Source organism: Leadbettera azotonutricia ZAS-9, assembly GCF_000214355.1.
Lineage (GTDB): Bacteria > Spirochaetota > Spirochaetia > Treponematales > Breznakiellaceae > Leadbettera > Leadbettera azotonutricia.
In genome coordinates this window covers 983225-1002058 of sequence record NC_015577.1, presented here as the reverse complement: position 1 = coordinate 1002058, position 18834 = coordinate 983225, and the positions used below count along the sequence as shown (strand labels likewise).

The window sequence follows — 18834 nt, the reverse complement described above, 5'->3', positions numbered from 1 at the left end:
AGAAAACTATGCGCCTATTTTGTTTATTCTCCGAGCCGGGATCTTCCCCTCTCCGCCAGCACATACCAAAGGCAGACCCAGACGCCGCGCATAAGGGCAGTGGCGCTCACAGCTATCCAGACGCCGTAAAGGCCCAGGGAAGTGCGGGAGAGAAAAAACGCAAGGATGGGGCGGACAATATTGGTTGCAATGCTTGCGATTGAAGGCGGGATTGTACGGCCTGTTCCTTTAAAGGCGCCTGAACCTACAGCTTCCATGGTCATGGGAAGCTGGGCAAAAGAGAGTATGCGGAGATACGGTTTGCCCAGGGCAAGCATTTCAGGCCCGGGAAGGAATAGGGAAAAAACAAAGCTCCCGCCGAACCAGAGGAAGATGGTTATCATAATTCCCCATATTGCCATCGCCTGGGCAGAAATTTTAACGCACCTGCGTATCCTGTCTTCTTTTCCTGCGCCGTAGTTCTGGCCTATAAAAGCAACCAGAGCCGATCCAAAACCGCCTGCTATCAGCCAGGAGAGGGATTCAAGCTGGGAACCGACTTTGCTGGTTGCCATTGCCCTGGCCCCGAAGGATACTTCTACTCGGGAAGTAAGCATGGCGAGAAAAGTGAAAAGTATACTTTCCAAAGCCAGGGGGATTGCCCATTTCAAAATCTGGATGACCTTTTTCTTCTCAACACTAAACTGCAGTGAATAATGGGTAAATGGTCTGCCTTTAAAAAAGAAGATCCCGGCAATCATCAATATTCCCACAATGATCTGGGCAATAATGGTTGCTATCGCCGCTCCCCTTACTCCCATATCCAGTACCAATATGAATAGAGGATCCAAAATCACATTTGCAACAAGGCCGATGCCATTTAGTATAAAAGGTGTCCTGGAATTTCCCGAAGCGTTAAACGTTCCGGTAATAACTCCGGTAATAAAATTAAGGGGGACTGCAAAGCCTACTATTCGCAGGTATACTGAAGCGCTAGACGCAACCCCTTCTTCACGAAAATTGAAAAAACCTGCCAGGGTTTTATTAAAAAAAATCATGGGAAGGCAGAAGAACAGCCCCAGTACTATTGCCAGGAACATTGAATTCTGCGAATAAACCAGGGCTGCTTTTTTGTCCCCCCTGCCGAGGGATTGGGCAACTCCGATCTCAGCGCCCATCCTGCCAATGAGGAGGAAGCCGAAGGAGAGCCACATATACATGCCTGCAGCGCCTGCCGAAGCTACCGCATCGCTCCCCACCTTGCCAAGCCAGAACATGTCGGTGAGGTTATAAGCCATCTGCAGGAACTGGGTTCCCATAATGGGCAGACTGACGAGAAGGAGTTTGGAGAGTATGCCTCCTTCTGTGAGGTTGTATTTATTCGCCTGCGTTTCTGCCATCTATTCCAGCCTGCTCCCATCTTTTGTAAAAATAGGTATCTGATCCAGGGGAGCGGTGACGCTTATCTCTTTTCCGCCTTCAAAAATTTCGCCTGTCCAGGCGTTGGTCCATTTTGTTCCGAAGGGAAGGTAGAGCTTTCTATCTCTTAGACCCTCGTAAAGTATGGGCGCCACAAGGTAGTTGGGACCGAACATATACTCGTCTTCTATCTCCCACGCATTTTTATCCCCGGAGAAATCATAGAAGAGGGGACGCATCACGGGCGTTCCTTTTTTGTGGGCCGCCTTCATGAGAGCTGCAATATAGGGCTTGAGTTTTTCCCTTAAGGAAAGATATTTTTTGCAGATCCCATAGACCTCGTCCGAATAAGACCACACCTCGTTGTCGGCGCCCGAAAGGCAAGTCGCGCCGCCTGTAGTTCCGTACTGGGCTTTTATAGGTTCCCTGTTGCCATGGAGACGCATCACCGGGCAAAAGCAGCCCCACTGGAACCAGCGTATAAGCAATTCGTGGAAACGGGGATCTGCAATCTCGCCGCCGTGGAAGCCCCCTATGTCCGTAGTCCACCAGGGTATGCCTGCCATGCCCATATTGAGGCCAGCGGCAAGCTGGTTCCTGAGGCTCGCAAAACTTGAGTGTATGTCTCCCGACCAGACCAGGGCGCCGTATCTCTGGCTTCCGGCCCAGGCGCAGCGCAGAAGGTTGATGATATTTTTCTGCCCCGCTTTTTCCATACCGTCAAAAAAAGTTTTAGCGTACATCACCGGGTAGATGTTGCCTATCTGAAGATTCGGGCCCAGATGGTAGCGATACTGCTCAAAATCGTAAACCGCATATTCGGGCTCGGCCTCGTCAAGCCAGAAAACGCGTATTCCCTTTTCGTAGTAATTCTTTTTCACTTTATTCCAGACATACTCCCGGGCTTCGGGATTGGTTGCATCGTAGTGAATGGTATTGCCCTGGAAATCCATACCTATACGGTAACCTCTCTCGGTGCGTATGAGGTAACCTTTCTCAAGCATCTCTTCCCAATTTTCGCTGCGCCTGTCCACGGTGGGCCAGATGGAGACCATGAGTTCTATGTTCATCTTTTTAAGTTCAGCTATCATGGCGTCAGGATCGGGCCAGTACACGGGATCGAATTTCCATTCACCCTGGAGGGGCCAGTGAAAAAAGTCTATTACTATTACTGATATGGGGAGATTCCGTTTTTTGTATTCCCTTGCAACACTGAGGAGTTCTTCCTGGGTCTGATAGCGGAGCTTGCATTGCCAGAAGCCCAGGGCATAATCGGGCATTTCGGGGACAGTACCCGCCGCCTGAGCATAAGCCTCTTCAATCTCCGCCGGGTTGTCGCCGGCTGTGATCCAGTAGTCGAGTTTTTTGGTTGATCGCGCTTCCCACACGGTCATGTTCTTGCCGAAGGTTACCCGCCCCACGGCGGGATTATTCCAGAGGAAACCGTACCCCAGGCTCGAAACCATGAAGGGAACCGAGGCCTGTGAATTGCGGTGGGCCAATTCAAGGGTACAGCCTTTGAGGTTGAGCCAGGGCTGCTGGTACTGGCCCATGCCGTAGATCCTCTCCTCTGTGGAAACTTCTTCCAGCCTCAGGGTGAGTTCGTAATCGCCGCCGATGATGGGTTTGAATTCACGGTTTTCAATATCCAGGGCGCTGCAATATTCCGATTTTACATCACGCCGGTTGCGTATAAATTCTTCGAGGAGCTTTTCACCCTTCTGATTAAAAACAACAATCTTCCCGGCCCTGGAGATCCGCAATTCAATTTTTCCATTGTGGATTACCGCTTCTTCATCTCCCAGCCGTATTTCGGATTTTGAAGCTTTGGGCGGGAGCAGGGCCCAATCATCCATGTCTGATGTGGGCATTTCGGCCATTTTGCTTGCCCGTACCCTGAGGCTGTTTTCACCCCATGCCTCTATCCAGACTTTTTCCGCATCATAGCGGTATATTAAACGGTTCCCTTCTTTTGAGAATAAAGACGCCACTTTGATTTCCTCCTCTCTTGGGGTACATTATTAGTATCATGGATTATGACTGTATCATAGTCGGCGGCGGCCATGCAGGTATAGAAGCCTCCCTGGCTGTTACCCGCATGGGTTTTACCGCCCTGCTTATCACCCAGAATCCCGACCGCATAGGCGCCATGTCCTGCAACCCGGCTATAGGCGGTCTTTCCAAAGGCAACCTCGTGCGGGAGGTAGACGCCCTGGGAGGCGAGATGGCCCGCCTCATAGACAAAACCATGATCCAGTTCCGCATACTCAACCGTTCGAGGGGCCCTGCGGTTCAGGCCCCCAGGGCCCAGGCTGACAAGCAGTTATATCAGGCCGAAGCCCGCAAAGCCGTAGAAGCCCAAAAGGGGCTCACCATCTTTATGGATACGGTAACGGATCTTATTACAACAAATAAAGGCAGCGACAAGGAAGAAGTTCAGGGAGTCATAACACAGAGGGGAAACCGCATTTCCGCACGCACTGTGATACTTGCAGCCGGAACCTTTATGGAGGGGAAGATCTTCATAGGCGAACATGACGCCCCCGAGGGCCGCCTCGGCGAAGGAGCTGCCCTTGGCCTGGGTTCAAGCTTGAGGCGCAGGGGCTTTCCCATGGGCAGGCTCAAGACCGGGACCCCCGCGCGCATTGCGGGCAATTCCATCGACTATTCCAAGACCGAACGGCAAGACGGCGAAGAAGCCTCGCCCTTCTCCTTTGACATTGATCCTTCACAAAGGGGAGATAATTTTTCTGGCAGGCCTTCAGTTCCCTGCTGGATTACCTACACCTGTACCAAAACTCACGACATTATCCGCGCCAACATACACCGTTCGCCCCTCTACGGCGGAAAGATAAAAGGCGTAGGGCCCCGGTACTGCCCCTCCATTGAGGACAAGGTAATGCGCTTTCCCGAGCGGGACCGGCATCATATTTTTATTGAACCTGAGGGGCTTTCCACCAACGAGATGTACCTCAACGGCCTTTCAAGCTCCCTTCCCGAAGACGTGCAGGAAGCTTTTGTCCGTACCATACCGAGCCTTGAAGAATCTCTCATTGTAAGACCCGCTTACGCGGTAGAATACGATTACCTTGATCCCCTGGATCTCTACCCCACTCTGGAATCCAAACGGGTGAAGGGTCTTTTTACGGCCGGACAGACCAACGGTTCTTCAGGTTATGAGGAGGCAGCTGCCCAGGGCATCATGGCGGGCATTAACGCTGCGCAAAAGATACGGGGCGAGCCTCCCCTCGTCCTCGGCAGATCCGAAGCCTATATCGGTGTTCTGGTGGATGACCTTACCACCCTGGGAACAAAAGAGCCTTACCGCATGTTTACAAGCAGGGCGGAACACAGGCTCGTACTGCGCCATGATACAGCAGACTCGCGGCTCACGCCCAAGGCAAGGGAACTGGGCCTGGCAGATGAAAGGCGCTGGGAAAGATTTGCAAAAAAAACCGAGGGTCTCGAAGCCATCAGGGAACTTATGAGGCAGAGGAAAATCGAAAACTACGAGGGGTTTTTGGAAAAACAAAATGAATTAAGCGAACTAAAAGCATACCCTGCTGAATGGCTGCAGCGGGCAGCCCTGGATATCAAATATGCGGGATATATAGAAAAAGAAAACCGCGCTGCCGCAAAGCTTTCCAAGATGGAAGCCATCAAGCTCAATCCTGCTTTGGATTATGCTGCAATACAGGGGCTTTCCTCAGAGGCCCGTGAAAAACTTAAAACCGTAAAGCCCCTTACAGTAGGCCAAGCCGCCCGCATACCCGGAGTGCGTCAGGGAGATATTGCACTCCTCATGATCCTTCACAGATAACGACGAAGTTTTTCCAACACTATCTCAAAGTCCAACGGTTTCCCCACATGGTCGTTCATGCCCGCAGCGAGGCAGCGTTCTATATCTTCTTTAAAAACATTGGCCGACATGGCAATAATGGGAATAGCCTTAAATTGCTGCTGCGGGGTTTGCTGCGCAAACTCCAATCCTTTGAGACGTTCAGCTTCAAAGGCCCGGATCTGCCTTGTAGCCTCGTAACCATCCATTTCGGGCATCTGAACATCCATGAAGACAAGACTGTATTTTTCGGGACTTTCTGCAAACAGTTTTACTGCGACCTGACCATTTTCCGCGCAGTCTATGGAAAGGCCCGTAGGCTCAAGGAGAGCCTGAACTATTTCACGGTTAATATCCACATCTTCTGCGAGAAGTATAGAATGCCCGGAAAAGTCATCAACCTCGGCGGGGACCTCTTTTTCATCCGTACCCGGAGTTTTTCCCGCGGATGGAAGCTTTTCTTTTGCCGGGCTGCCCCTTTCAAAATTTACAGTAAACGAAAACACCGAACCTTTGCCCTGCTCGGATTCCACCCATATTCTGCCGCCCATCATTTCCACGATGCGTTTTGAGATTGCAAGGCCCAGGCCTGTACCGCCGTATTTGCGGGAAATACCGGAATCGGCCTGCTGGAAGGAACTGAAAAGCCTGCCCTGCTGTTCTTTGCTCATGCCTATACCGGAATCACGCACATCAATTTGAATAACGGATTGCGTGTCTTTTTCATTGATAAGTTCCGCATTAACACTAATACCGCCGTTTTCCGGTGTGAATTTTACGGCATTCGAAAGGAGATTGGTGACAACCTGCATAAGACGCTGATCGTCGCCGATTAAAAAGGGAGGGATTTTCTTGTCAAGATTGAGAGAAAAATTCTGCTTTTTCTCCTCCATACGGTAAGTCAGAACATTCACGCCCTTCTGTACAGTTTCGGCAAAATCGAATTCTGTTGAGGACAATTCAAATTTATCAGCTTCTATCTTGGACATATCCAGTATGTCGTTGATAACCCCTAAAAGATGTGTGGAAGCCTCTTCAATTTTCGCAAGGCAGTAATCCTTGCGGGAAATATCGCTTGTGGATTTAGCAATGGAGGTCATACCGATAATGGCGTTCATGGGAGTGCGCATTTCATGGCTCATATTGGAAAGGAAATCCGACTTGGCCTGGGACGCCCGATGCAATTCTTCTTCGGTGATCCTGAGATCCCGAATAAGGCCGTCAGAAATGTCGAGCCGTTCCAGCATTTTATTGATGGATTCACAAAGGAGAAAAAATTCTTCTGTCTCTGAATACTTGTCTTTGCGTATGCGGCTCCCGGGAAGGAGGATAGCCATGTCATGGTTAAGACCTCCAAGGGGCCTGATAACGAGGCGGGTAAGAACCAGGTAAAGAACTGCCGCAAGTACTAATACTACTGCCAGACCAAACCCTGAAGAGAAAAGCATTGAACGAGAGATGTAGCTAAAGAGTTCTGATTTGGGCATGGACACCACTATGATGGAGCTGCCCGATCTCCTGAAACGGCCCCATTCTTTTTCAAGGCCGTAAACAAAATCGAGAGTCCCTGAATGACTTTCAAACATGGGATCGGCCCACACCTCATTCCTGATGTTCTTCCCGAAAAGTATACCCCGGTTATCGGCGGCAATATTGCCTTCAGTATCCAGTATGAACACTCCGCCCTGACGGCCGATTATCATGTTGGCTATACCCCTCTGTATGCTCATGGAACGGCGTATTTCGTCTATAGGTTCTATGGAAATCCCCACCTGCACTATTCCGGGTTTGTCCCGCCGGGCTACCCCCACATACTGAAACATGCGCCCGTCAGAACCCCGGGGGGTAGGTTCCTGGGCCAACTCAAAATCAGGTTCCTCAAGCATGCGCATAAAAGGCCTGGTCTGATCGGTGGTAGAAAAATCAAGGCCGTAAAATTGAGGCCTATTGCCCCATCTCAGCACGCCCTTTTCATCGGTAACATGAATTTCGTCCACGCCGAGGCGCTCGGCCAACTGGTTCACATGCTCTATTTCAAGAACACGATCATCCTCAGCAACAGTGTTGGCCAGTATACGGGCCAAAACGAGATTTTTTTTATCCAGGGCAGAGAGTGTGATGGCTATTACGCGGTTGGTAAGAACAAGCTGGTTGTCCACTGCATTCAGCATGTTGTTCATTTCAGATTCCATAACCCCATGCACTGTGGAATTGTAATTGATGCTTGAGACTGCGCTGATACTGATAAAGGCCACCATGATGAGGATGACGGCAGGTATCATTACACTATTGCGTATCTTCACTGTATTAACCCGGAGGCCAGTGGAGGGTTCTGCCTCCGAGCACATGGCAGTGGAGATGATCCACGGTCTGTCCTCCGTGGGCCTTGCAGTTGATCACAAAACGCGCTCCCTTTTCACTGCAGCCCTGAGCCTGGGCAAGCTCCTGGGCTTTCACAAGGAGACGCCCCAAAAGCCCCGAATCGGCGCTTTCAGTTTCCATGATATTCTTTATATGCCGCTTGGGTATTACAAGGAAATGCACCGGCGCCTGGGGCGTGATGTCATGGAAAGCGAGGAATTCATCATCCTCGTATATCTTCTTCGAAGGAATTTCTCCCTTGATGATTTTGCAGAAAATGCAGTCGTCCATATCTTTAGTCTACCGTAATTTGCATACTGTTTCCAGCATTAGACTATACCGCTCAGGGCTTACATAATCAGGTATGGAATTGCCGCTTCCTATGGCAACCCCATGCCCCTTGGCCTGGCAGAGCTTGAACACCTTGGTTGTATAGGAAACAAGATCCACAGAACTTGAATCGCAAAGCACATCCATATCAAGGCCTCCGAAATTCCCGATCCTGCCTCCGTAATCATCGATCCACTTTGAATAGGGAGAAATTACATCCTCGTTGGAATGTTTGGCGTCTATTCCGGTGGCAATAATGTCATCCATCACATTGAAGATGCAGCCGCATGAATGGAGGAGGAAGGGCTTCCCCGCTGCATGAACAAGGCTGATAATGCGTTTATACTGAGGCAGTATCAGTTCCTTTACATCGGCAGCTTCGAGGAGGGTATTGGACTTGAAGCCCAGATCGTCGCCGAAACGGCCGACGCAGAAAGCGTCTCCGAATTCCTTGAGGAAACGGCTCCAAATAGCAGTCAGCATATTCCCTACTTTGGCGAAGAGTTCTTTGTAGAGATCCTCGTCATCGGCCTTGATGTAACAGAGTTCCTGGAAACCCGTAATATCCTGAACACATTCAAAGATGCCGTTCCCCACGCCTCCTATGCCTTTCATGCCCTCGGGCAAGGTTTCGGCAAAGGCCTTGAAAATTTCCCCGTTTGCCTCAAAATAAAAATCCGGAATGGAAGCCCAGGGGTATTCATCAAAATCCCTTCGGTTTTTGATAACCCCCGCTTTGTGGCCCCCCAAAGAACCGCTTCCGGGCATGGCAGGGCCTGCGCAGCATTCAAAACTCACCGTATCGTAACCAAAATCCCTGAAAAACCCGCTGTAATGCCGGAAAAATTCCTTTTTGTCTTCAAAATCGCCCATTAAAAGATCGGCAAACTTCTTGCCCGTGAGCTTTTCTATAATAAGAGGGGAAACGATATGTTCATAGAGGGGGATATGGCTGGATTTTTTATTGAGCCCGGCGTCAACTATATTTCTAAAATCAGGGGAATTCATACGAACCTCCAAAACTCTTCTCTTGAACTTATTATATACTATGATAAAATACATTCTATGCCAATGGGAACTATCAACGTAGTTTCAAGGGGGAATTTATATGATCAATATTAACACCAACTTCCATCAGCTCGAAGCGCTGCGGGATTTTGACAAGAAGGAGGCGCCCAATGCGAATTATAACCGCATAGCCGGTGAACTCCGCTTCCTTTCCGCGCTTTCCGATTCCCAGGGGGGGAAGTTCGATGCCATCATAAGGGATGCTGCAAAAAAGCTTGCAGCTGACATTGCGGAAAAACACTGTACCACCCCCGAGGCAGTTCAAAAGGCTGAGGCGGCCCTCTCTTCCCTCTCATCCGAGGCCAAGAGTTTTGAATTCCTCTGCGTTGCCCATGCCCATATCGACATGAACTGGATGTGGGGCTACAACGAGACGGTCTCCGTGACCCTTGCAACCATGGAAACCATGCTGGACATGATGGACGAGTTTCCATCCTATACCTTTTCCCAGTCCCAGGCTTCGGTTTACAAAATTATCGAAGAATTTGCCCCCCAAATGTTCGAAAAGATCAGGCAGAGGGTAAAAGAAGGCCGTTGGGAAGTGACAGCCTCCACCTGGGTAGAAAACGACAAAAACATGCCCTCAGGGGAAAGCCTTTCACGGCACCTCCTCTACACCAAAGAATATTTCGCCGAATCCTTCGGCATACCCAAGGATAATCTCGTCATAGATTTTGAGCCTGACACATTCGGCCATAACCGCAGCGTGCCCGAGATCTGCAATTCGGGGGGGGTAAAATACTACTACCACTGCAGGGGCCACATAGGAGACCACATTGCATACCGCTGGCAAAGTCCTTCGGGCAAGGAACTGCTGATCTACACCGAACCTTTCTGGTACATCACCAAGGCTGATCCTGCTATCGCGGCCCACGCCCCGGAGCTGAGCCGCCTCACAGGTTCAAAAACCCTGCTGCAGGTGTACGGCGTCGGAGACCACGGCGGCGGTCCCACCAGGCAGGACATCAACCGCTTTATCGAAATGAACAGCTGGCCCCTTTTCCCCAAATTCACCTTCAGCCACCTCAAGAATTATTTTGAGGTTTTGGAGAAATCCAAAGACAAGCTTCCACTCCTTAAGGATGAGATCAACTTCCTCTGCGACGGCTGCTATACCACCCAGACCCGCATCAAGGCGGGGAATCGCAAGGGCGAACGCCTCATGGCCGAGGCTGAACTTTACTCAGGGGCCGCCATGCTCCTGGCCAATCATCCCTATCCGGGAAAATTGCTTTCCGACGCCTGGAAGAAAATCCTTTTCAACCAGTTCCACGACATCATCCCCGGTTCAGGGGTGACTGAAACAAGGGAATACGCCTCGGGCCTATACCAGCAGGTTTTTGCCGCAGCCGAATCGGCCCGCACCCTGGCGCTGGAAGCCATAGCCGACAAGATCGATGTAAAAATTCCCGTAACGGAAAAAAAGGAAAGCTGGGATCTGTCTGCGGGAGAGGGCGCCGGCGTAGGTTATGGCCAGACAGGTCGCAGCGCGGGAAAGAGGCGGGCCTATTTTGTTTTCAACTCCCTGCCCTACGAAAGGGAAGACATTGTTACTGTCACTGTTTGGGATTATGAGGGGGACTTCTCCCAGATTGGGGCTGAAAATGCTTCGGGCAAGGCCCTGCCTGTCCAAAAAGGCGAATCGGGAAATTATTGGGGCCATCACTTCGATACCCTCTTTGCAAAAGTGAAGATCCCCGCTTCCGGCTATACCACGGTTATCATCGACGAAAAACCCAATTACGAGAAGAAAACAACCTTCACCAACGATATGCGGGTTCAGAGCCCCGATACCTTCGTGCTCGAAAACGAGTATATCAAAGCAACCATCAATCCTCTGAACGGAAAGATTTCCTCCTTTATCGACAAGAAAACTCAAGCTGAACTTGCCCCTCCCCAGGGCTTCGGCGTGTTCCGCCTGGCGCAGGAGGCCCACCACAAGAGCATCACCAGCTGGGAGCCTTCCATGTCGGCCTGGTTCGTGGGCCGCTATAAAAGTATAGAAGAAATTGCAAAGGACATCGAAATAAGGCCCCTGGCCCATGGCGAACTCAAGAATGCTTTTGAGCTTACCACTCAATTCGGTTCAGGCTCTGTGCTCAAGGTGATCATCTCCCTGGATGCAGGATCAAAAGTTCTCAACTACAGCGTGTGCTGCGATTGGCGGGAATTCGGCGCCGAGGAAAAAGGCATACCCAATCTCCACTTCCATTTGCCCCTGGCTTACAAACCCAATTACCTCTTCGACATACCCTTCGGCATGATCGAGCGTAAGGCTCTGGATCAGGATCTTCCCGCCGAGAGTTTTGTCATGGCAGGGAACCCCGGAGGCAAATCCTCGCTGGTTCTCTACTCTCTGGACAAATACGGTTACCGCTGCCTTGACGACAGCCTGGCCCTTACCCTAATCCGGGGTTCCATCAATCCCGATCCCACTCCCGAGACCGGAAGGCACAACATCTCATTCGCCATTGCGCCTGTTTCAGGGGATAGAGAAGAACTGGCAAAGGAAAGCCTCCTTTACAGGAGACCCGTCACGGTTATCTCGGGAAAGAAGCGCAAGGGTACGCCTTCATTACCCACAGAAACGAGTTTTTTCAGCCTCAAGGGCGGCATACTCTCAAGCGTCAAGGTTCCGGAGAAGGGCGGCAAGAAGCTCGTCTTCAGGATCTACGAAGCTTTGGGGAAAGAAACTGCAGTGGAGCTTAGCCTTGGTTTTGCAGCCAACGCTGCCTGGCTCACGGATGTTAATGAGGATAAGCGTCTCGAAGACTGCGCTGTTTCTGACGGGGGCAAAAAGGTAAGCTTCAAGCTGCCTGCTTACAGCGTGCGTGCTTTAATGATAGAATTGAAGTAAGAGATTATGGCTCAGGCGCTATCACCCTACCGGCTCGGCAAGGCCCGGGACATTTATAACATCTTCAATGTTTTCAACTCCCTTTCATGGCAGTTTCTGGTAGGGAACATAGTCACCCTTTTTGCATTGAGGCTCAAAGCCACCTCAACTTACATAGGTCTTCTCAACGCCATTCTGTATGTTTCCTTCTTTTTCCTCCCCCTGGGAAAGGTACTGACCAAAAAGTTTTCCATTATCGGAATTTTCAGCGCCGCCTGGATTGCCAGAGCCGTAGGCATGGTTCCCCTGCTCATTGCCCCCTTCATGGCCTATGCGGGAAAAAACGAGGTCGCCCTGGGCCTGGTGATTTTAGGGGTAACGATTTTCCACATTACTCGCGGCATAGGCATGATAGGCAACAACCCGGTCCTGAGCTTCCTTGCATCAGGCCCCGACCGGGGCAGCTACATGACCCAGATACAGATCATCAACAATGCGGTGGGTATGTTCGCGGGTTTTGTAATAGCCATACTTCTTGGCCGGGACCCTCCCCTCTTTTTGTATACCATTATTTTTGCTTTTGGTATTGTTACCGGGATCGCAAGCGGCATACTTTTACGGAAAGTGCCCGAGCCCGCTGCTGAAGAGGGCGAGAAGAAGATCAAATTCTTCGACATTGTCAAACAGGCACTTTCTACTCCTTCCCTCAGGCAATTCGTAGTAATACTGCTATTGGTAGCATTGGTATCAGGGGTCTCCCGGGCCTTCGTCATAGTCTACAGCCGTGAAGTTTTTCAGCAGAGCGACGGCATGGTCTCCCTCTATGCGGTATTCGGCGGCCTCGGGGTTTTGATGATAGGGATGGTGGTAAAATTCCTCGTTGACCGCATAGGCGCGAAACCCATCTTCATCATGTGCGTCATCATGGGCCTTTTGAGCATGGTGCCCATACTCTTTTTCCCCGAAGGCTCAAGCGAAACTACCATAGTTCTCTATTTAACCTTTCTTTTCTTTATGATGAATTTCGGCTTCCTCGGGGCCGAAGGCATAGCCCAAACGTATTTCCTGGGCCTCATCCCTATAGAGCTCATGCTGGATATGGGCATACTTTATTTCTTCTGCTTTGGCATCGCGGGTACCGCCGGTTCCCTTTTGGCCGGCGTGTTCCTCGACACCCTGGCGGGTGCGGGGCTTTCGCAATTTCTTTCCTTTAAGATACTTTACATAATCCTCATAGCCCTTACGGTAGTGATACTCGTGCTCCAGCGCAAAATGGTGCCTCTGGGGGCAATGCCCTTCAAAGGCGCCCTGGAAGTAATGTTCTCATTCAGGGATCTCAGGGCCATTTCCCTTTTGGACAAGCTCAATAAAACGAGTGATTCCCAGGAAGAAGAGGCCCTCCTTGAAGCCCTCCACGATACCCCCTCAAGGCTTGCTATTAAAGGCCTCCTCAACAGGGCCAAGTCTCCGCGCCTTGCGGTAAGGCTCGAAGCCCTCAGGGCCATTGACGCACTTAAAATGCTGGACGAAGGCGCCGAGCGGGCCCTCATGGACGACATCATACGCAACCCCTACACAACAGCTTACAACTCGGCCCGTATACTCGGAAACCACGGGGTGTTTTCAGCCATACCCCTGCTCAGGGAACTGGCGACTTCCAAAGATTACATGCTCGCGGGGGAAGCCATCATCGCCCTGGCAAAACTGGGGGACCATGCCTTCCGCCCCCACATTGAACGCATCATAGGCAAAACCAAAAACCCGAGGCTCAAGATCATGGGGGTAGAAGCCTTCGGCATTTACGGTTCCCCCAACTCCCTCACCGTATTATTGGACATACTCAGAGGTACCCATCCGCCCCCGTATTTACGGGATCAAGTGATACTTGCCATGGCGAGCATCCTGGACATACAGAACCAGTTCTATCCCCTTCTTGTACGCTTCCTGGCTGATGAATCCCAGGTTTCAACACTGGCGCTGGACGAAGCCGAATCGGCGTATGAGCATTACGTGTCGGTCCACGGGCGCAAAAGGCTCAAGGGAGAATCCAACCTGGCAGTGCTTTCAAGGCAGGCCAAGGCCCTGCAGCCTGCGGTAACTGCCTTTATCAAAGATTCCAAAGGCTCTGCCCTTTCCCGGTGGGTGCTCGAAATTCCGGACGAACTCATCCATACCGTTGTCCAGGTGGTTTTGTCAGAAGCAGTGCTGGATGATGAGCTTGTAGGCCACAGGCGGCTCAGGCTTCTCCTGGCTCATTGGGCTTCCCACGAACTCAGGATGTGGACCAACAAGGTGAGGCAGGACGGGGAAAAACCGAGCGAAGCTGACATCAAGCCCACGTCAGGCCCATTATAGGTCTGGAGAAAAAATCCTCCCTATGGTAGATTCTACAGGTGGTTTTGCATAAAAAAACGGGGGAATTCCGGTTTGCCCTGAATTTGACCCTTTTAATAATTCTGATAGCTCTCCTTTCATCCTGTTCCCGCAGGCTTGGCTATGGAATACTCCTCTGGGCTGCAGAGGAGCCCCCCATTCCTTCGGGGACTGTGCTGCCTGTATACATACGATCCAATATCGATCAGGTCTGGGTAGCAGGCATCCCAAGTGAATACCGGGTCAAGGGTGATAGAATCGACAAATTTGAAATACCCCTGGCCAAGCTGGAACTTGCAGGAAGCAAAAAGAAAGCCCTTCAAAGGGCCGAAGCTTTTGCGCCTTATGCCCTCACCTATGCTGAAACCATACAGGATGGCCTTCCCATAAGGGAAAGCCCTGACAACGGGGCAAGGCGGGTATACAGGCTCAAGCACAGGGAGATCATCAAGATCCTTTCCCCCGCAAAAGGGAATGCCGCTGTCGGAACTACGGGAATCCCCCTGCCGGGCGAATGGTTCAGGGTGCTCACCGAAGATGGCACTACAGGCTACTGCTTCTCCTACAGGCTCAAACTCTTCGAGCATTCCGGCGGAGCCTTGGCTGCCCTGCCCCAGGATACCCAGATAGCGGACGATCCTGATCTTGAAGAACTTTTAGCCCGCAGGTGGTCTGCCGAGGCCTATGGGTCTATGGTGAACTCCCGGCGCATTGTTCTTGAAGATCTTTCCCAGCATTGGGGTTTCGATCCAGGCCAGGATACCGGCATGGCCCATATCAAAATAAAGGATCTGGACCGTTCCTTCTCGTATACAGGGATAAAATCCACAGGCACCCGTTCGTGGCGCTTTGAAGAGTCCACACTCCAGATGGAGCTGCGTTCCGACACCACCCTGGCTGTCCAGTTCATCGAAGAGGGAGGCGCTCTCCGCACCATCCTCTTTGTCGCCCTTTCCACCGAAGTGGACGATCTTATCGAACAGGAAACTTCAAGGCGCGAAGGGCTTTTCAATACTATTTACACCCAGGGGCCGGGCTACACGAGCCACAACTACGGAACCATCACCTTCTCGGAAGACGGCCGCTTCACCTGGACCGGCTACGATCTCCTGACGCCCCAGGTGATACCTGCGTCGGCCCTGGGGAACGGCAGCGTAAGCATGAGGCTCTTCCTGGCGGCCGCTTTGGCAGACCGCTATGCAGGGGCTTTTACCCTCTATTTCGGCGGGGTGAGCGGTGCATCTTCGGGGGTGAATTTCATGTACTCCCTGGACAGCCAGGGCTTCCGCCTGGAATATGTGCCCGATACGAGCCTGGATATCGTCACCGTAAGCCGCCGGGCGTCCTCCCCATTGGTGCTCTATTTCTTCAGGGTCGATCCGCCTCCGGAGCTTTCGGAATTCGGCACGGATATGAATCAGCCATCTTACTCGGATGCGATTTCCGGCCTGCGGCAGGATGGCGCCTTCATGGAAGACGATGACTATTACAGTTATGATGAAAATCAAGGCAGCCCCGAAGATGATGATTCGGGCTACCTTGACGATGATTCCCCGACGGATTTTTAAGCCATGGCCTTTGTTCAATTTTCAAAAGTTTCCCTGGCCTTCGGGGATAGGGATATACTTAAAAGTGTAAGCCTCAATTTAGCTGCCGGTTCCAAAGCCGCCCTGGCAGGGGCCAACGGCGCAGGCAAGTCTACACTGATGAAGGTCATCGCTGGCAAGATGGCTGCGGATTCCGGCGACAGGGCAGTGCAAAAAGGCACGAGGGTTTCCTATCTCCCCCAATCGGGCATAGTCCACCAGGGCCGCACCCTCAGGGAAGAAGCTGAATTGGCCTACAGCGAAATCATTAAGCTCCTGGAAGATATGGAAGCGTTGGGCCGGGAACTTGAAAAAGCCGCGGACGGCGACAGCCGCACCACCGGCCTTGTCGCGGAGCATCACCGTATCCAGGAAGAAATAGAGAATTCAGGCTACTACCGCCGGGAAGCGTCCATCTCCATGATACTCACTGGCCTCGGTTTTTCTTTAAGCGATATGGAGAGGCAGGTTGAAGAATTTTCCGGTGGCTGGCAGATGCGCATAGCCCTGGCAAAAATGCTCCTCGAAAATCCTGACATACTCCTTTTGGACGAACCCACCAACTACCTTGATATAGAAGCCCGTGCATGGCTTGAATCCTGGCTCCAGTCCTACACCGGCGGCTATCTGCTGGTTTCCCACGACCGCTTTTTCCTGGACACCACAGTCAACGAAGTGTTTGAACTTTTTCAGGGCGACCTCAAACGCTATGCGGGCAACTACACAAGTTACGAAAGAATCCGCGAAGTCGAGCTCGAAAGCCTCCTTAAACGCTACGAAGCCCAGCAGGAAGAAATCGCCAAAACAGAAGCCCTTATACGCCGTTTCCGCTACAAGGCCAGCAAGGCTGCCTTTGCCCAGGAACTCATCAAACGGCTGGATAAAATTGAACGTATCGAGATCCCCGAATCTCTCAAAAAGATCAGCATTACCTTCCCCCCGCCGCCTCATTCAGGCCGGGTTGCCCTAACCCTTGAAAGTATAGGCAAAAGCTACGGCGAAAGGCAGATACTGTCGGGCATTGACCTCACTCTTGAATCAGGTGAAAAATTCCTCGTGGTAGGCCGCAACGGCGCAGGCAAAACCACCCTGCTCAGGATCATCGCGGGCCAGGATCAGGCTTTTAGCGGAACTGTCAAATACGGCGCGGGCATCAGCGCAGGCTATTTTTCCCAGGATGCAGCCGAGACCTTAACGGGCAGCCAGACCGTCCTTGACTACATGGAAGCCGAAGCCCCCACCTACCTCATCCCAAAGGTGCGGGACATGCTCGGCGCCTTTCTCTTCCGGGGTGACGATGTGTTCAAAGCCCTCACGGTTTTGTCGGGGGGAGAGAAAAGCCGCCTGGCCCTCCTCAGGATGCTCTTAAAACCCATGAACCTCCTCATCCTGGACGAGCCCACGAACCATCTGGATCTCCAGTCCAAGGACATACTCCTGGGCTGCCTCAAAGCCTTTACCGGAACCGTCATCTTCGTTTCCCACGACCGGGGCTTTATGGAAGCCCTTTCCACCAAAACCCTGGAACTCCGGGCAGGCAAACCCCACAGGCTTTTCTATGGCGATTACCGCTATTATCTCGACAGGGTTGCCTCGGAAGGGGATGGGACAGGGCATGAGGAAAACAACCGCCAGGCGCAGCAATCCCTTGACACAAACACCGGATCAGACAGCATTGCTGCCAACAATGACACATCCGGCATCATTAGCACTAATAGTGCTAATACCGGTATTGCTGAAAAGCTCCCCTCATCCATCCTCGTTAAAGCAGGCGCTCCTCCCATACTCAGCGCTGCCGAACGCAGGGAGCAGGAAAAACAGCGCCAATCCCAGGTGCGCCGTCTGGAACGGCAGGAAGCCGAAATACTTGCCCGGATTGAAAGGCTGGAAAAAGAGAGATCTGCCCTCGAAGCCGAACTTGCCCGCCCGGAAGTGTACAGCTCAGGCGAAAAGGCAAAGGCGGTCAAGGCAAAGCTAGACCAAACCACGGCCGCCATCGATACAGGCAACCGGGAGTGGGAAGAAAAGGCCGCAGAGCTGGCAGCGTTGCGGAACCCTCAGCACGAATAAAAAAGCCTTCCGTGGAACCAGCAGATCCCATGGAAGGCCTTTTTGTACCAAACAATTCAATGCCTCTTAGGCAATTAACGCCGATTGTATGGCGGTAACTTGGCCGCGTTCGCCGGTTTTGGTCTGCCAGCAGCAGGTTGCGGAGATCCATTTGCCCCGCTGATCGTAGGCTGCTTTGAAGGTGTGGTTTGATTTGGTAATTAGTATGGATTCATTTAGTTCGGCGTTGTTAGTAATAGGCTTATCGGAAATGGCATAGAATACCATGACACCGCCCATGCCATGGATTATTTTCTTCTCTCCTGTCTCTTCATCCCAGCATTTTAAGCCCAGCATAAAGAAGCCTTTGGGAGTAAATTCAAAGCCAACCCGGCGATCGCCTACTACGATACGCCTATGCCGGGTGCTTCTAATGGTTGCGTGAAAATTTCGGCGATCCGCATCTGTCAGGTCGGGGTTATAGCGGATATGAAGGTTGTAAAAATCTCGGATGTTTTTGCGGAATGCTTTTTTGGCACTGTTCTTCGCAGTGGTATCCGCCGGCCCGTGATTTGCCATTTCGTAGACCTCCCAGGCGGCGAAGTAATCATCGTTTTGCCCCTTAAGGTCAGCGATATCCGCAGCCGGGATATTAAAACGGGGTGCAATTTCATCGACCTGGGCGATGAAATTCTGAGAAAACAAAAGAAATTTCTTGTCTGCGTTTGGAATCCAATCTCTAATCATGTTGGATAGCTCCTTGAAGGTTGTCCATGGAAAGGCGCCTTTCCCCTTGGAAACCTAATTTGTTAAGGGAATCTACATTCCCCCCTGGCAGTTTCCAACTGCCTGTAACTAGAAAATAGTAAAATCCCGGAAAAAAGGCAAGGAAATTTGGAGAATTTTACAAAAAAAGTTAACTTTTTTTGTAAACTATGTCTGTTATGACGCATGAGTATGTGGGTTATGATTTATGGATGTAATAGTTTTTCTCC

Annotated in this window: 11 protein-coding genes; 5 read left to right on the top strand and 6 right to left on the bottom strand. The window is 51.4% G+C overall.

Annotated elements, in window-relative coordinates; translation table 11 throughout:
* Positions 1 to 23: 23 nt before the first annotated feature.
* On the bottom strand, positions 24 to 1379 hold the full coding sequence (locus TREAZ_RS04410) for an MATE family efflux transporter (RefSeq protein ID WP_015710608.1): 1356 nt from the start codon (positions 1377 to 1379) through the stop codon (positions 24 to 26).
* Positions 1380 to 3389, bottom strand: coding sequence for a glycoside hydrolase family 31 protein (locus TREAZ_RS04405; RefSeq protein ID WP_015710607.1), 2010 nt, complete (start codon positions 3387 to 3389; stop codon positions 1380 to 1382).
* Between the two features lie 38 nt (positions 3390 to 3427).
* Here TREAZ_RS04405 and mnmG point away from each other — a divergent pair, with 38 nt between their 5' ends.
* Positions 3428 to 5218: a tRNA uridine-5-carboxymethylaminomethyl(34) synthesis enzyme MnmG gene (gene mnmG / locus TREAZ_RS04400; protein WP_015710606.1), complete on the top strand. Its 1791-nt coding sequence runs from the start codon at positions 3428 to 3430 to the stop codon at positions 5216 to 5218.
* On the opposite strand, the gene TREAZ_RS17285 is transcribed toward mnmG, so the two are convergent.
* Genes TREAZ_RS17285 through TREAZ_RS04385 form a run of 3 tightly spaced genes read right to left on the bottom strand, consistent with a single transcriptional unit; the run spans position 5209 to position 8935 of the window.
* Entirely contained in the window at positions 5209 to 7539 is a 2331-nt protein-coding gene (locus tag TREAZ_RS17285) for an ATP-binding protein (protein WP_245535092.1), read from the bottom strand. The genes mnmG and TREAZ_RS17285 overlap by 10 nt on opposite strands.
* 4 nt (positions 7540 to 7543) lie before the next feature.
* Positions 7544 to 7888, bottom strand: a complete 345-nt coding sequence (locus tag TREAZ_RS04390; protein ID WP_015710604.1) for a histidine triad nucleotide-binding protein — start codon at positions 7886 to 7888, stop codon at positions 7544 to 7546.
* Positions 7889 to 7897: 9 nt separating this feature from the next.
* Entirely contained in the window at positions 7898 to 8935 is a 1038-nt protein-coding gene (locus tag TREAZ_RS04385) for a uroporphyrinogen decarboxylase family protein (RefSeq protein ID WP_015710603.1), read from the bottom strand.
* A gap of 100 nt (positions 8936 to 9035) precedes the next feature.
* Here TREAZ_RS04385 and TREAZ_RS04380 point away from each other — a divergent pair, with 100 nt between their 5' ends.
* From TREAZ_RS04380 to TREAZ_RS04365, 4 genes are read left to right on the top strand one after another with little or no spacing between them, the layout of a single operon-like run.
* Entirely contained in the window at positions 9036 to 11852 is a 2817-nt protein-coding gene (locus TREAZ_RS04380; RefSeq protein WP_015710602.1) for an alpha-mannosidase, read from the top strand.
* A gap of 6 nt (positions 11853 to 11858) precedes the next feature.
* The gene (locus tag TREAZ_RS04375) at positions 11859 to 14186 is read left to right on the top strand and encodes an MFS transporter (protein WP_148257684.1); all 2328 of its coding nucleotides are present in this window, start codon (positions 11859 to 11861) and stop codon (positions 14184 to 14186) included.
* A gap of 38 nt (positions 14187 to 14224) precedes the next feature.
* Positions 14225 to 15772, top strand: coding sequence for an SH3 domain-containing protein (locus TREAZ_RS04370; RefSeq protein ID WP_015710601.1), 1548 nt, complete (start codon positions 14225 to 14227; stop codon positions 15770 to 15772).
* A 3-nt stretch (positions 15773 to 15775) separates the two neighbouring features.
* Positions 15776 to 17860 (top strand): ABC-F family ATP-binding cassette domain-containing protein, encoded by a 2085-nt coding sequence (locus tag TREAZ_RS04365; RefSeq protein WP_015710600.1) that lies wholly within the window; start codon positions 15776 to 15778, stop codon positions 17858 to 17860.
* A 66-nt stretch (positions 17861 to 17926) separates the two neighbouring features.
* Here TREAZ_RS04365 and TREAZ_RS04360 read toward each other — a convergent pair whose 3' ends face one another.
* On the bottom strand, positions 17927 to 18586 hold the full coding sequence (locus tag TREAZ_RS04360) for a hypothetical protein (RefSeq protein WP_015710599.1): 660 nt from the start codon (positions 18584 to 18586) through the stop codon (positions 17927 to 17929).
* Between the last annotated feature and the right edge of the window lie 248 nt (positions 18587 to 18834).